This is a genomic window from Acinetobacter sp. YH12231 (genome assembly GCF_013417755.1).
Lineage (GTDB): Bacteria > Pseudomonadota > Gammaproteobacteria > Pseudomonadales > Moraxellaceae > Acinetobacter > Acinetobacter amyesii.
In genome coordinates, this window is record NZ_VPDJ01000001.1 from 55,094 (window position 1) to 68,833 (window position 13,740).

Sequence of the window (13,740 nt, forward strand, 5' to 3'; positions counted from 1 at the left end):
TTAATTAGGGGTTTGGTGATTATTTATACATTAAAATTGCAAAGCTTCAAATACTAGCTCTTGCTGGTCATTCAAATAAATATGTACTGGCTGTTTGACCACATGAGGTGGAATGTCATCAGCGACACAGTAAGTCCCTGCAATTGAAACCAATTCAGCTTCTAATGAATGGCAGAAAATACGTGCAGCCGTGTTCCCACCAGCTCCGGCAATGACTCTACCACGAGCACTACCATAAATATGTATATTTCCTGAAGCAATTACTTCTGAACCGCTATTAATACCAGCATTAATAATGATATCGCCATGGTCTTGGACTAAACATTGACCTGTACGTAAGATTTCATTGTGATACGACGTAGCATGACGAATGGTCGGTACTTCGACTGCAGCAATTTTATCTTCGGTTTTTTCTTCTGCAGGTGCGGGTTCTTCAACCACTTGTTCGCGTGTCGGTTTAACTTGTTGTAGTTTGCGATCCGCAGGAACTACGGGAAATTGGATAGCACGTGCTTGGTCCGATAGCGGACCTTCAGTGACACCAATCGGTTGAATTTCAATACTAATAAGTAGTTGAATCAGTGCAATTAGTTCTTGATCAACCGTACTTTCAATCACGGCTAATGTTCCGGGTGGAAAAGCCTTTTGGAACATTGGAGTAAGTTGCTGGCGGATCGCATCATGATCATTGGTATCGAGGTGAATGCGAATCGCATTGACCATTTTGCCTTTTATCCGTATATCAGCCATATTGAATCCTTGAGACTTCTAACTATTACTTTTGTGCCGAAGTAGTTATGTTGTAAATAGAGCAAATCCTAGAACAATTTGCATGAATACTCTAGCGGAGTTCGCAATTATTTTTGACTAAGTGTTTATTCTGTAGCTTGGTCCTGTTCCTGCATAATCTGCTGCCACTGTTTTACTTTCACTTGCTTACGAATAGCCTCTAGACTTTCAAAAACCGCAGAGCGAACCAACTCATCCAGCTGGGCATTATTTTCGATTTCAATACGGCTAACACGCTGTGAAATGTCTAAATATAGATTGGGTTTTTGAGCCGTCGATGTATTGGGATAAGCCAATGGGGAAATTAAACCTTGGGTAATATTTTCACCCAAACGTTGCCCGATACTTTGAATCTGCTGTTCAATGCGGCTGCCAACGATTGGCACTAAGCGCAATAGCTGCGTGAGTTCTGGGGTATCTTCGATGGCCTGACTGACGATTTGTCCGACATTTTTGGCGATCAATTCACGTTCAGTACGTAGCTCTTTGCTTAAATTTTCTTGCAAAATCTCAGCTAAAACTTGGGTGAACATCTCACGGTGATGCTGCACAAGATTACTAATTAGGTCTTTATGGGTTGTACTGGTATTGAGCTCATGCTTAACACCATCTAACACGGTAAGTACCACACGATCTGACAGTTCTTCCATCACGACTCGATAGTAGAACAATGCCTTTTTCTGCCATGCAGAAGGCACGATTTGATAGCCCATTTCATACAGTCGATAAGCAATAATGCCCGCACGAAATAAACGCAGGAAACGTAAATGCGGCACAATAGCTAAAATTTCGTACCAATGTATAAACGGGAAGAAGAACCAGCGCTGATGGTGCTTGTTGATGCTAGCAATCGCCCAACGTACCAACAGTTCGACTATCAAAAAGATAATAAACCACGCTTCGGTGGTAATGACCCACGGATGCAAATGTTCACGGTAAAAACTCAGCACATCGGGCAGGTGGATACTGTTAAAGAACCAACTGCCAAGATTGCTCATGAGGAAAAAGTTCATGCATAGGCAGAACAAGTTAAAAACAATAATAAACACCATGAAAATGTCATAAATCAAAAACAGTTTGAATGACCAACTGTTTGGATTGACATGATGATATTTAGATTTCTTGTTTTGCGGCATGCTGTTCTGCGACATAAAAACTTCTTCTTAATTATTCAGTAACTGAGTATTTAGCTTTCATACGAGTAATGAGTTGGTCTTTCTCCGTCCACAGCTCATCTACCCAATGCTGAAATTTTTCACGGAATTCTGCATCATCTTCATAGTTGCCGCCATGCATCCACGTTGGAATTTCAATTTTACGTAAATCCACGGCGATACGCGGAACTTCACCGAGCCAAAATTCGCCATAACCTGGTGCACCATTTGGATAGACGATGGTCATATCCACGAGAGCATCGACTTGATCCCCTAAAATATTGAGTGCCAGTGCCAAACCACCTGCTTTTGGTTTAAGAAGATTTTGATACGGCGATTGCTGCTGTGCATGTTTTTCAGGGGTAAAGCGAGTGCCTTCCAAATAGTTCAGCAGGGTAAAAGGCTGGCTCAATAACTGTTCACAAGATTTACGCGCTTCTTCCATATCTCGATATTTAAGTTCAGGATTTTTCGCGATTTGTTCTTTGCTATGACGTTTCATCATTGGGAAGCCTAAAATTTTAAAAGCTTGTCCCACAAATGGAATGAAAATGAGCTCCCATTTGGTAAAGAAACGCGTCAGAGGCATACGGGTTAAACCAAAATATTGGTTGACTGTCGTATCGACCCAACTTTGATGATTACAGGTCATGAGATAGCGACCCTGCAAATTTAAGTCGAGGCCTTCATCGATGGTAATGTCCCATTCGGTATTAGGCAGAACATGGTCAATCAGCCAGTTATTGACGGTGAGCCAACTGTTGGTGATTTTAATGTTGGTTTCATCGACCTTTTTTGATTTTTTAAAGAGTTTGGTCAGACCAAGGGCTAAAACAGGAGGACCATGGAAAAAAGTACTGCCTGTCATAACGGAACCGACGGTAAGTCCTTTGCTAATTTTTTTTAGTGTCGGTTGCTTATTTGTTTGAGATGACATATAAAAAGTCCTAGCGGAAATTGTCCAAATAATGATTGATTCTAGTAAATATAGTTCGAGTTGATTAAATAAAAAAGGGCATCTGCTGAACTGTGAAGAAATTGTGATGGAATTAACAAATAAATCTCGTATTCATATTACAAATTGTAACTAAACGTTTTATTATTAACAAAAAATCAATGGTTCAGCCATTTGTTTTACTTCATCATTTCAACCATACAACAAAACACAAAGAAGGAGGCATGCAATGCGTGCACTAGTAATTTCGGCAGTAGTTGGGGCAATGGCACTTACTGGTTGTCAAAACATGGAATATGACAAAGCAGCAATCGGTACTGGTCTAGGTGCTCTTTTAGGCGCTGGTATTGCTTATTCTAATGCTGATAAAGACAAAATGGGTCAAGCAGCTGCAATTGGTGCTGTAGTTGGCGCGGGTGCTGGTCTTCTTCTTGATAAGAAAGAACAACGTCTTAAACAAGAATTGGCTGGTACTGGTGTTGACGTAGGTCGTAATCCAGATGGTTCGATCAACCTTGTAATGCCATCAGTAACTTTCGCAACTAACTCTTCAACTATTCAATCTCAGTTCCAATCTGCGTTGAATGACGTTGCTAAAGTATTGCGTGAAGACGGTACTGCAAACAAACTTGCAATCGTTGTACATGGTCACACAGATAACACAGGTTCTGATGCGATCAACAACCCACTTTCTCAAAACCGTGCAAACTCAGTGAAAAACTACCTAGCGTCTCAAGGTATTTCTTCAACTCGTATTACTGCACGTGGTTACGGTTCAACTTCTCCAGTAGCGGATAACTCAACTGCTGCAGGTCGTGAACAAAACCGTCGCGTAGAAATCTCAGTTTACGAAACTAAATAAGTTTTAGTTCGAAACGAAAGGCCACCCTCGGGTGGCTTTTTTTATGGCATTTTTAATGACCGATAAAATACATTTTGCATTAGGCAAGATCGTTTCAGATGACTATAATCATCCTCGAATTAATAAGAGGAAAGACTATGTCACTGGCAAGTCAGTTGAACGACAAGCAACTTGAAGCAATGAAATACACTCAAGGACCCTTGTTAGTACTTGCAGGGGCAGGTTCAGGCAAAACATCGGTGATTACCCGTAAAATTGCCTATTTGGTGAAGCATTGTGGTATTCCTGCGCACCGTATCACCGCGATGACCTTTACCAATAAAGCTGCGCGTGAAATGAAAGAGCGTGTGACGAAGCTGATGAGCCGTGAAGAGGCAAAAGGGCTGTCGGTTTCTACATTCCATAACTTCGGGCTAAACATGCTCCGTTTGGAATTAAAAAATACACCACTGAAAAATAACTTTTCAATTTTAGATGCAGATGACTGCAAACGCATTTTGATGGACTTAATGCATCGCGACAATTTGTCGGGTGCAGAAAGTAAAGAGCTGATTGCCAAAGCCATGAAAATGATTTCAGATTGGAAAAACGATCTGATTCCACCTGAGCAAGCGCATACCACCTGTGAAACAGCAGAAGACGTTCAATTTGCGCATTTGTATCAACTGTATGAGCGTAATTTACGTGCGTACAATGCCGTTGATTTTGATGATTTGATTGTCATGCCAACGCGCTTATTACAAGAAAATGCAGAAGTGCGTGATCGTTGGCAAAATCGAATCCGCTATTTATTGGTCGACGAATATCAAGATACCAACACCGCGCAATATATTTTGGTGAAATTACTCGTGGGTGTCATGGGACAGTTCACCGCGGTAGGTGATGATGACCAATCGATTTATGCATGGCGTGGTGCTAAGCCTGAGAATATGGCTTTATTGAAGGAAGATTTCCGTAATCTGAAAGTGATTAAGCTTGAGCAAAACTATCGCTCGACCAGTCGTATTTTAAAAGCTGCCAATACAGTTATTGGCAATAACCCACATATTTTCGATAAAAAGCTTTGGTCAGATAAAGGCCATGGTGAAGTGATCCGCGTGATTACTTGTCGTAATGACGATGATGAATCAGAACGCGTCGTAAAAGACTTGATTACGCACAAGCTGATGAACGGTAAAAATTGGAAAGACTACGCCATTTTATACCGTGGTAATTTCCAAGCGCGTGCTCTAGAGACACAGCTACGCCAAATGCAGATCCCGTATAAATTATCGGGTGGTCAGTCTTTCTTCGCTCGTGCTGAAATTAAGGACCTGATGAGCTACTTACGTTTGATCATCAACCCTGAAGATGACAGTGCATTCTTACGAATTATCAATACACCAAAACGTGCGATTGGCCCTGTGACTTTGGAAAAGCTTGGTCTATTTGCGCAGGAAAGTAATTTATCCTTACTCAGTGCAGCAGGCGACCAGCGCTTAAGTATGGCGATTCCGAAAAAAGCCACAACCCAATTGGCCGAATTTGCGGACTTTATTTCGACCTTTACCCGTGAATTGTTAGAAGATGATGAGCCTGTTCCGATCATTCGTCGCATGATGATAGAAGCGGGTTATATCGACTATGTGAAAGAGTCGGCAGCAACGCCAGCACAGGAAAAAACCAAACTCGATAACATTGAAGTGCTGTATAGCAGTATTCAAAGTTTGATTAACCGTGCAGAAGATGTAGATGAAAAGAACATTGAAAGTGTGATTCGTAAAATGGTGTTGCTCGATATGTTAGAACAGCAACAAGAAGAAGAAGACACTGATAAAGTCAATTTGTTAACACTCCATGCGTCGAAAGGTCTGGAATTTCCATTTGTTTATTTGATTGGTCTAGAAGAAGAAATTCTGCCGCATAAGAACTCCATTGCTGCCGACACGGTCGAGGAAGAACGTCGACTGATGTACGTGGGGATTACTCGTGCACGTCAAGGTTTAACCATGACTTTGGCTGAGCAACGTAAAGCCGGTGGGCAAATGCGACAAATGACACCAAGCCGTTTCTTGGATGAACTACCACAAGATGAATTGGAGTGGTTAGGACGCAAGAAAAAGCTAGCAGGGGATATCGATCCTAAACAGCAAGCACAGCATTATTTAGAAAATTTACGTGCGCTGATTAAGCGTTAAAGCTTAAAGCGTAGATTATTTTTATTTTTTGAAAATTCGTTTTATTGAAACAGGAATGAACCATGAAAGTTCAAGTTAAAGTTCTCGACACACGTTTAGGTACAGAATGGCCAATGCCAACTTATGCAACAGCAGGTTCGGCAGGCCTTGATCTACGTGCATGTGTAGAAGAGACTACCGTGATTGAGCCGGGTCAAACTGTTCTGGTAAAAACAGGCCTATCGATTTATATCGAAGACACTAACTTTGCAGGTTTAATTTTGCCGCGTTCAGGCTTAGGTCATAAACACGGAATCGTGTTGGGTAACTTGGTCGGTTTGATTGACTCAGACTACCAAGGTGAATTGATGGTATCTGTTTGGAACCGTAGCCAAACGGCATTTAGCCTAGAGCCGGGTGAGCGTTTAGCACAATATGTTTTAGTGCCAGTTGTACAAGCTCAGTTTGATATTGTGGATGAGTTTGAAGCCACTGAACGAGGAGCAGGCGGTTTTGGTCATACAGGTAAAAACTAATCAGCGCAAGACTTTTGATCCAGTGTGTTGACAAGTAAATGCCTACAATCAAGTAGCTAATAAAAACCATCCTCGTGATGGTTTTTATTTATATCATTTTAATTTATTAAAAATCAAACCTATATTTAGAGTGTTTAGGCTTTTATCAATATCGTTTATAGGCTTATCTCGAAAAATTTAATTCTGATGAAATTACTCGGTTTATATTTTAATAGAGAAGAATAAATTGAGCCTTGTTTGTTGATTTAAATTTAATCAATTTACTATATTTGTACAGAGTGGAAGAGGGGTTTAAAAATGTTTGAAAAGTAAAATAAATATAGATGAACGCGTGGTTTGATATTTTATAAACTGTAAAGTTTTGATTTATTTAAAAAAATAATTTAGAGATAATAGGTGTTTTTGGATTGATTTTAAGTTTTTGATCAGTGTTTAAATATTATTAATTGATTATTAACTAAAATTGTTATAAAAAAGCTACACTTTTTTTCAGGATTTTATCCTTTAATTAAAAGCTTAAATTCTAAATAGAATTTAAGATTTTTTAATTAATAAAGATGTAATTAGAAGAACATAGTATGGGTTCACTGTTTAGTCACTTTCCGCAACATATTTTTCGTGCATATGACATTCGCGGGAAAATATCGCTCTTAAATGCTGATTTAGTTCAGTCAATTGCTTGTGGCTTAGTCAAACAATATTTAGATGTAGGGCAAAAGAGACTTGCCATTGGCTATGATGCGCGTTTAACCAGTCCAACCTATGCAAAAATAATTCAAAAAGTCTGCCATGAGGCTGGCCTTGAAGCGGAAATTATTGGCTGCTGCTCAAGCCCGATGTTGTATTTTATTGCGGGACAATTTCAAGGCAATGGCATTATGGTGACGGCGAGCCATAATCCAAAATCAGATAATGGTATCAAGTGGATTATCAAAGGTGAGCCACCTTGTCCAGAGATGATTCAACACGTTGCAGTCGAAGCACGAAATTGTTTTTCATCGGAACGTGTGCATTTGATGACTGAAATTGAGCCACACGAAATCAAGCCTGAATATTGTTTGGCCTATCAGAAATTTATTTTAGATGACATTCATTTACAGCAACCACTTAAAGTTGTGATCGATGGCATGCATGGTTCAGCTGGGCATTGTGCAGCCTTATTATTAAATAAATTAGGCTGTGAAGTTTTGGCATTACGTTGCCAAGCTGATGGACATTTCCCTGATCATGCTCCAGATCCATCACAGCTCAAACATTTAACCCATCTCCGCCAAGCCATACAGCTACAAAAAGCCGATATTGGCATTGCTTTAGATGGTGATGGTGATCGTTTAGTGCTGATTGATGAAACTGGCAAAGTCGTTTCTGCAGATCGATTATTGTGTTTATTTGCTGAAATTTGTTTGACTCAAAAACCACATGCAGAGGTGGTATTTGATGTGAAATGTTCAACAATGATTCGGGATACCGTGTGCGATTTAGATGCGCAGCCTGTCATGATTCGAACGGGCAGTAGTTTCTTGCGAAAATATATTTCCCAATCTAAAGGCAAAGCGGTTTTTGGTGGTGAATACGCAGGGCATTATGTTTTTAATGACGGTCGTGGTGGTGGCTATGACGACGGTCTATATGCTGCCTTAAGGGTCTTAGAATATATTCAAACTCAGGGGCTGACATTGTCAGAAGCTTTGGCGAAATATCCAGAGCGCTTTAGTACCGAAGATTTATATGTCAGTACGCATCAGCATGATCCAGCGGAAGTTTTAAAGCAGGTTGAAGCCAATTCTACGCGAATTCTGGCACAAATCAGTAAAATTGATGGAATACGCCTTGATTTTGATGATGGATTTGGCATCATTCGAGCATCGAATACAGGTGAGTATTTCACTTTACGCTTTGATGCCAACTCATCAGCACGCTTAAAAGAAATACGAGATCTGTTTGTTTCCATGTTAGTTGAGCACTATCCAGACATTGCTCATGACATTCCAGATGCTCAATAAGGAGAGGCAAATGCCACATCAACATACTGGCATCGACAAAGCACAAATCCTGACGGAAGCTTTGCCGTATATTCAACGTTTTGCGGGTAAGACGCTGGTAGTGAAGTATGGTGGTAATGCCATGACCGATCCTGAGCTTGAGAGCTCATTTGCACGTGATATCGTATTGCTGAAAACGGTTGGTCTAAACCCGATTGTGGTACATGGCGGTGGTCCACAAGTGGATTCATTCCTTAAACAATTAGGCCGTGAGTCTGATCGTATTGACGGTATGCGCGTGACTGATCCTGCAACGATGGAAGTTGTCGAGATGGTCTTGGGCGGCAGCGTGAACAAATCGATTGTGAACTTAATCAATAAACACGGTGGCCGTGCCATTGGTTTAACGGGTAAAGATGGTAATTTGATCCGTGCGCAAAAATTATTGATGGAAAAAACAGCCGAAGATGGTTCAGTAAAACAGATTGATTTAGGTCTCGTTGGCGAAGTGGTTGGTGTGAAAACTGACGTACTTGAAATGTTTACCCAAAGCGATTTTATTCCTGTGATTGCACCATTAGGTGTAGACGAAGACGGCAACACCTATAACATCAATGCTGACTTGGTTGCAGGTAAAGTGGCGGAAGCATTGGGTGCGGAAAAGCTAATTCTATTGACCAATATCACGGGCGTTTTAGACGAAAATAAAAATCTGCTGACTGGATTAACCACCCAAGAAGTCGATCGTTTGATTGAAACTGGCGTGATTTACGGCGGCATGATTCCGAAAGTTGGCTGTGCATTAGATGCAGTCAAAGGTGGCGTAATCAGCGCGCATATTGTTGATGGTCGTGTACCTCATGCAACATTACTTGAAATTTTTACGGATCATGGTGTGGGTACATTAATCACCAATCGAACCAATGTGAAAAAAGCTTAAGATACTTAGCATTTTTTGATATAAAAAAGCCTCTTTTGAGGCTTTTTTATTATTTATCAGTTGGCTAAGTGAGATTTGTAAAGATCAAATAATGTATTTGCCTTGTTGGATTATAAAAACTCTTATAATGGCGCCGATTTTAGATTTACAACAACTAAAACTGTCATGCACAATAGAGAAATCATAGATTTACTGCTGAAATGATCAATATGTGCCAGCTGCTCGGAATGAATTGTGCGACTCCCACCGATATTACTTTTTCGTTTCGGGGATTTTCGCAGCGAGCAGGAATTACCTCAGATCATTGTGATGGCTTTGGTATCGCTTTTTTTGAAGATAAAGCATGTCGTTTATTTGTCGACAATCAATCTGCTGTAGAGTCTCCGATTGCTGAGCTGATCCGAAACTACCCGATTAAATCTCGCAATGTGATTGCACACATTCGTAAAGCGACGCAAGGCAAAATTAATCTTGAAAACTCACATCCATTTAGTCGTGAATTGTGGGGCAGACAGTGGATTTTTGCGCATAATGGCGACCTGCATGGCTTTCAGCCTGAGCTCACAGGGCGCTTCAGCCCCGTCGGCAATACCGACAGTGAATTGGCCTTTTGCTATATGCTCGAGCAAATGGTGAAACGTTTTGGTTATACCGAACCTACACTCGATCAGGTGTTTGATCTGTTATTAGAAATTTCTCCTAAAATTGCAGAACATGGCACCTTTAATTTTTGTTTGTCGAATGGGCAGGCGCTATTTAGTTATGCGATTACCAAGCTGCATTGGCTGGTTCGAGAGTTTCCATTTCAGCCTGCACAGTTGATTGATATTGATGTTGAAGTCGATTTTAGTGAAGTCACTACGCCTGAAGACCGTGTTGCCGTGATTACCACTGAACCCTTAACGCAAAATGAAGTTTGGACAGCATTTGAGCCGGGTGAAATGATTTTATTTCAACATGGTCGTCCAATACGTGCTGCAAAGACGGTTGTTGAACGTTTAGAACGTGAGCGGCTGGACCCATCTTTAAAACGTGTCACACGTGCAGATCAGTATTAATTTTGAATGAAAGATATTCATTATAAAAATGAATATTTTACACTTTATTGAATTAAGCGTGTTTTCTAAGATATTGAATTGATTAAAAAATATCTTAGCTTTATACTCGGGATTAAATAAATTAACATAATAAAAACAATTGATTATAATATAAATGGCAGTATTTCAATTAAAACCAACCTTTTTACTTCATTTTTATTTAAGTTCTTTAATTATATGATGAAATTTACGTGATAAGTCCTTCATATTTATAGGTGGTCGTAATGAAAATGAAATGGGTTCCAGAATACAATACTGGTATCGATGTGATTGACGATCAACACAAACGTATTCTTGACTACATCAATGAAATTGATGGCATTGACGCAAATACAGATCGTGATCGTGTAAAACAAATTCTGGAAAACATTATTGATTACACCCAATCACATTTTACCTTCGAAGAATCTTTACAAGAAGAAGCGGGTTATAAATATCGTGTGCCACATAAACGCGTACATGATTTATTTATTAAAAAAATTGAATCTTACCGCGACCGTTTTGAAATGGGTCATGCGATTGAAAATGAATTACATGAAGTGCTTTCAAAATGGCTGATTAACCATATCCAGCACGATGATGCTGATTATGTCGGTGCGGTTAAAGAAAATATGATGGGTATCATCAAAGAAAAAGAAAAGAAAAAAGGCAAAAATTGGTTTGCACGTTTCTTTTCATAACCTCAAAAAATGAAATAAAAACAATTAAATTCTAATAATATCATTTGCGCAGCAAATCACCTTTAAGGTGATTTGCTTTTTGTTTTTGATTTTCAAGGCACAGCAAGGCAAAATAGCGCTAGAATTTTCAAAGGAATTTGTCATGCAGGACAATGCGATGTCGAAATGGTTATCGCCACTGATGGCGTTCTGTTTATCTTTTATCATTATTGCAACTTTAGCACCGGTAACAGGTATTCAAATTGAACGTCAGCTAGATTTCTGGCTGTTGTGGCTAGGTACAATGCTTATTTTAGCTTTACCGCTATGTTATTTGGAAATTGCTTTAGCAAAACGTTCAAAAACCACAGCAGTCCAAGCGCTGTCTTCGCTGACACGTGATGCAGATGCTTCGCCAAAATGGCGTTTGGTGGGTTGGCTTGCCGTAGTATTTATTCCATTTTTAGCAGGTGCCATGCTTTCAGCCGCATCGCAATATGTGGCAATTTTTACAGCTAATGGCTTTGCCTATAGCATTATTTTGGCTGTCCTTGCGGTCATTGCATTTGCATTGTCGTTTGTACCACGCCAATTTTTAGTGATTTTGACCGCTATTGGTGTGATTGCTGCAGTAGTCTTAGCGAATGTTATGGGAACTGCCTTACCAGAGTGGAAAATGACTGCGCTCGAATTTAGTGAGTGGGGCAATGCAACAGTCTTGGCGCTCGTAGCAAGTGGTTTGGGGATGGGCTTGTACTGGCAGTCAAGTTTACCAGCCGTGAAGCAACAAGAGATTGCAAGCAAAACGGTATTTCCAATTTGGATCGCTCAACTTTTGGCAGTGATTGCTTTTGCCTTTTTCGCAGCAAAAGCACAAGTATCTGCTTTAGCACTGGTTGTGGGTTTAGTCGCAGCTTCAGCATTGCTGATTCAAATGGCACGTGAACAATTACAACAACGCCAATTGGCCATAGTGGTGCAATGGGCGATTTTATTGGTTGCGGTTTTTGTATGGGCACTGAGCACTGTTGTTCCAGTATTTAATATTGCCTTGTTGATTTGGGGCTTAATTATTTGTCTGATTTATGCGATTTTCGCAGGTTGGATTATGAAGATTAGTCATCTACGTAAGTCAATGAACTTCAGTCATGAAACCTTTTATAATATTTGGCGTATTGCTGTACGTATCGTAGTGCCCTTGTCAATAATATTGGCATTGGTGGCTGTGATTGGGCAGTTATTCTAATGACAGCTCAGTTACAAGTGTGGGTGGCTTATGCGAGCGTGGAACAGCAGATATTAATTCCTCTAATCTTTAATCCCGGTATGACGGTTGAAGATGCTATTGTGCAAAGTGGCATTCGAAAACAAGTAGATTTACCAGAAGTATTAACACTAGGAATCTTCGGGGCGCGTGTAAGCGATTCATCTCAGTTACTTGAAGCAGGTGATCGTGTCGAAATCTATCGTGCATTAACCATTAATCCGAAAGATATTCGTCGTAATCGCGCCAAGAAAAATCCCGTTGGTCGTTATTGTCGAGGCAATCGTTTCAAACAATTGTACTTATAAAAAAAACCCCTAAATTTAGGGGTTTATTTTTATCTGAAAGCGACTATAGTGGTGGCGCAGTTAAAATCGCTTCTTTAGAACCTGGTAAGCCAGGTTGAGACTCTGGAATGGTTTCTAAGCCTTCAATTTTTTGAACGATACCGTTTTGGTCAAAGAAGATTTTTAAGTGTTGACCATGTGCAGCAGGAATCTTGGCTTTTTTAGCATATGTTCCTGGGGTATACTTATAAATGTAGTCCCAACGTAACGGATTCATTGGATCGGCAACAGTTGGACTACCTAGCAAAAAGCGAACTTGTTGGTGGCTCATTCCCACTTGAATTTTAGCCGCTTGTGCTTGAGTTAAAGGTGTACCTTGTGGAATATCAACTTTATAAACGCCCAAGGTTGAACAGCCTACGAGCAATGAAGTGACAAATAACGTCAGCATGATTTTTTGCATTTTGCTAAACTATCCCAAATTAATTATGATGCATTTGATCCAAGGATAGATCATACTGCATCTAAACTTTGTTGCATATTCCAACTTTAATTTTGTTGAGAGACCTTTTTTCATGCCTATTTCAAATCAAGATTTACGTAAAGCTGGACTTAAAGTTACACTTCCACGAATTAAAATATTGGAATTGCTTGAAAATTCAAGACAACATCACTTAAGCGCAGAAGATATTTATAAGACTTTACTTGAACAGGGTGAAGATGTGGGTTTAGCAACTGTGTATCGCGTGTTAACACAGTTTGAAGCTGCAGGTATTATTCAACGCCATCATTTTGAAAACAATCATTCTGTTTTTGAGATTATGCAAGAAGATCACCATGACCATATTGTGTGTCAAAACTGCAATAAAGTGGTGGAATTTACTAATGATGTGATTGAGCATGAGCAACATCAAGTGGCAGAAAAATTTGGTTTCCAACTTACAGGTCACTCATTAAATCTTTATGGCTATTGTGATGCGCCTGAATGCCAAGAAGCATATCGTAAAAAATAATCCGATGCGGATGAGAATGAATAAAAAACAGACTTCATGTGAAGTC

The 13,740-nt window shown here is 39.9% G+C and carries 14 protein-coding genes; 10 read left to right on the top strand and 4 right to left on the bottom strand.

Annotated features, from left to right (window positions below; all coding sequences use genetic code 11):
- Positions 1 to 30: 30 nt before the first annotated feature.
- From minC to FTV11_RS00290, 3 genes are all read right to left on the bottom strand, one after another.
- Positions 31 to 750 (bottom strand): septum site-determining protein MinC, encoded by a 720-nt coding sequence (gene minC, locus FTV11_RS00280; RefSeq protein WP_078193110.1) that lies wholly within the window; start codon positions 748 to 750, stop codon positions 31 to 33.
- A gap of 125 nt (positions 751 to 875) precedes the next feature.
- The gene (locus FTV11_RS00285) at positions 876 to 1,940 is read right to left on the bottom strand and encodes a preprotein translocase subunit SecA (RefSeq protein ID WP_373683927.1); all 1,065 of its coding nucleotides are present in this window, start codon (positions 1,938 to 1,940) and stop codon (positions 876 to 878) included.
- A gap of 16 nt (positions 1,941 to 1,956) precedes the next feature.
- Positions 1,957 to 2,880 carry an acyltransferase gene (locus FTV11_RS00290; protein ID WP_180073194.1) on the bottom strand — a complete coding sequence of 308 codons (924 nt, stop codon included), beginning with the start codon at positions 2,878 to 2,880 and terminating at the stop codon, positions 1,957 to 1,959.
- A gap of 247 nt (positions 2,881 to 3,127) precedes the next feature.
- On the opposite strand from FTV11_RS00290, the gene FTV11_RS00295 reads away from it, so the two are divergent.
- The 9 genes from FTV11_RS00295 (at position 3,128) to FTV11_RS00335 (ending at position 12,702) form a co-directional block, all read left to right on the top strand.
- Positions 3,128 to 3,760 carry an OmpA family protein gene (locus tag FTV11_RS00295; RefSeq protein ID WP_078190036.1) on the top strand — a complete coding sequence of 211 codons (633 nt, stop codon included), beginning with the start codon at positions 3,128 to 3,130 and terminating at the stop codon, positions 3,758 to 3,760.
- Positions 3,761 to 3,897: 137 nt separating this feature from the next.
- Positions 3,898 to 5,937 (top strand): UvrD-helicase domain-containing protein, encoded by a 2,040-nt coding sequence (locus FTV11_RS00300; RefSeq protein WP_078193107.1) that lies wholly within the window; start codon positions 3,898 to 3,900, stop codon positions 5,935 to 5,937.
- Positions 5,938 to 5,999: 62 nt separating this feature from the next.
- On the top strand, positions 6,000 to 6,452 hold the full coding sequence (gene dut / locus FTV11_RS00305; protein WP_111885270.1) for a dUTP diphosphatase: 453 nt from the start codon (positions 6,000 to 6,002) through the stop codon (positions 6,450 to 6,452).
- Positions 6,453 to 7,030: 578 nt separating this feature from the next.
- Positions 7,031 to 8,455, top strand: coding sequence for a phosphomannomutase/phosphoglucomutase (locus FTV11_RS00310; RefSeq protein ID WP_180050362.1), 1,425 nt, complete (start codon positions 7,031 to 7,033; stop codon positions 8,453 to 8,455).
- Positions 8,456 to 8,465: 10 nt separating this feature from the next.
- Positions 8,466 to 9,374: an acetylglutamate kinase gene (argB, locus tag FTV11_RS00315; RefSeq protein ID WP_078190033.1), complete on the top strand. Its 909-nt coding sequence runs from the start codon at positions 8,466 to 8,468 to the stop codon at positions 9,372 to 9,374.
- 209 nt (positions 9,375 to 9,583) lie between these two features.
- Positions 9,584 to 10,432, top strand: coding sequence for a class II glutamine amidotransferase (locus FTV11_RS00320; RefSeq protein ID WP_180073195.1), 849 nt, complete (start codon positions 9,584 to 9,586; stop codon positions 10,430 to 10,432).
- Between the two features lie 263 nt (positions 10,433 to 10,695).
- A complete protein-coding gene (locus tag FTV11_RS00325) occupies positions 10,696 to 11,151 on the top strand; it encodes a bacteriohemerythrin (RefSeq protein WP_078190032.1) in 456 nt (151 codons plus the stop codon).
- Between the two features lie 142 nt (positions 11,152 to 11,293).
- Positions 11,294 to 12,376: a hypothetical protein gene (locus FTV11_RS00330; protein ID WP_180026559.1), complete on the top strand. Its 1,083-nt coding sequence runs from the start codon at positions 11,294 to 11,296 to the stop codon at positions 12,374 to 12,376.
- The gene (locus FTV11_RS00335; protein ID WP_180004252.1) at positions 12,376 to 12,702 is read left to right on the top strand and encodes an RnfH family protein; all 327 of its coding nucleotides are present in this window, start codon (positions 12,376 to 12,378) and stop codon (positions 12,700 to 12,702) included. The genes FTV11_RS00330 and FTV11_RS00335 overlap by 1 nt, the downstream gene beginning before the upstream one ends.
- Positions 12,703 to 12,745: 43 nt before the next feature.
- Here FTV11_RS00335 and FTV11_RS00340 read toward each other — a convergent pair whose 3' ends face one another.
- A complete protein-coding gene (locus tag FTV11_RS00340) occupies positions 12,746 to 13,144 on the bottom strand; it encodes an outer membrane protein assembly factor BamE (RefSeq protein ID WP_078193102.1) in 399 nt (132 codons plus the stop codon).
- Between the two features lie 112 nt (positions 13,145 to 13,256).
- On the opposite strand from FTV11_RS00340, the gene fur reads away from it, so the two are divergent.
- Positions 13,257 to 13,694: a ferric iron uptake transcriptional regulator gene (fur, locus tag FTV11_RS00345; protein WP_078193101.1), complete on the top strand. Its 438-nt coding sequence runs from the start codon at positions 13,257 to 13,259 to the stop codon at positions 13,692 to 13,694.
- Positions 13,695 to 13,740: the final 46 nt, after the last annotated feature.

Bases quoted from the DNA above. Each gene is read 5' to 3' on its own strand.
- FTV11_RS00325 (WP_078190032.1), top strand. From the start codon at position 10,696: ATGAAAATGAAATGGGTTCCAGAATACAATACTGGTATCGATGTGATT.
- FTV11_RS00335 (WP_180004252.1), top strand. From the start codon at position 12,376: ATGACAGCTCAGTTACAAGTGTGGGTGGCTTATGCGAGCGTGGAACAG.
- argB (WP_078190033.1), top strand. From the start codon at position 8,466: ATGCCACATCAACATACTGGCATCGACAAAGCACAAATCCTGACGGAA.
- FTV11_RS00340 (WP_078193102.1), bottom strand. From the start codon at position 13,144: ATGCAAAAAATCATGCTGACGTTATTTGTCACTTCATTGCTCGTAGGC.
- minC (WP_078193110.1), bottom strand. From the start codon at position 750: ATGGCTGATATACGGATAAAAGGCAAAATGGTCAATGCGATTCGCATT.
- FTV11_RS00290 (WP_180073194.1), bottom strand. From the start codon at position 2,880: ATGTCATCTCAAACAAATAAGCAACCGACACTAAAAAAAATTAGCAAA.
- FTV11_RS00320 (WP_180073195.1), top strand. From the start codon at position 9,584: ATGTGCCAGCTGCTCGGAATGAATTGTGCGACTCCCACCGATATTACT.
- FTV11_RS00295 (WP_078190036.1), top strand. From the start codon at position 3,128: ATGCGTGCACTAGTAATTTCGGCAGTAGTTGGGGCAATGGCACTTACT.
- fur (WP_078193101.1), top strand. From the start codon at position 13,257: ATGCCTATTTCAAATCAAGATTTACGTAAAGCTGGACTTAAAGTTACA.
- FTV11_RS00300 (WP_078193107.1), top strand. From the start codon at position 3,898: ATGTCACTGGCAAGTCAGTTGAACGACAAGCAACTTGAAGCAATGAAA.
- dut (WP_111885270.1), top strand. From the start codon at position 6,000: ATGAAAGTTCAAGTTAAAGTTCTCGACACACGTTTAGGTACAGAATGG.
- FTV11_RS00330 (WP_180026559.1), top strand. From the start codon at position 11,294: ATGCAGGACAATGCGATGTCGAAATGGTTATCGCCACTGATGGCGTTC.
- FTV11_RS00285 (WP_373683927.1), bottom strand. From the start codon at position 1,940: ATGTCGCAGAACAGCATGCCGCAAAACAAGAAATCTAAATATCATCAT.
- FTV11_RS00310 (WP_180050362.1), top strand. From the start codon at position 7,031: ATGGGTTCACTGTTTAGTCACTTTCCGCAACATATTTTTCGTGCATAT.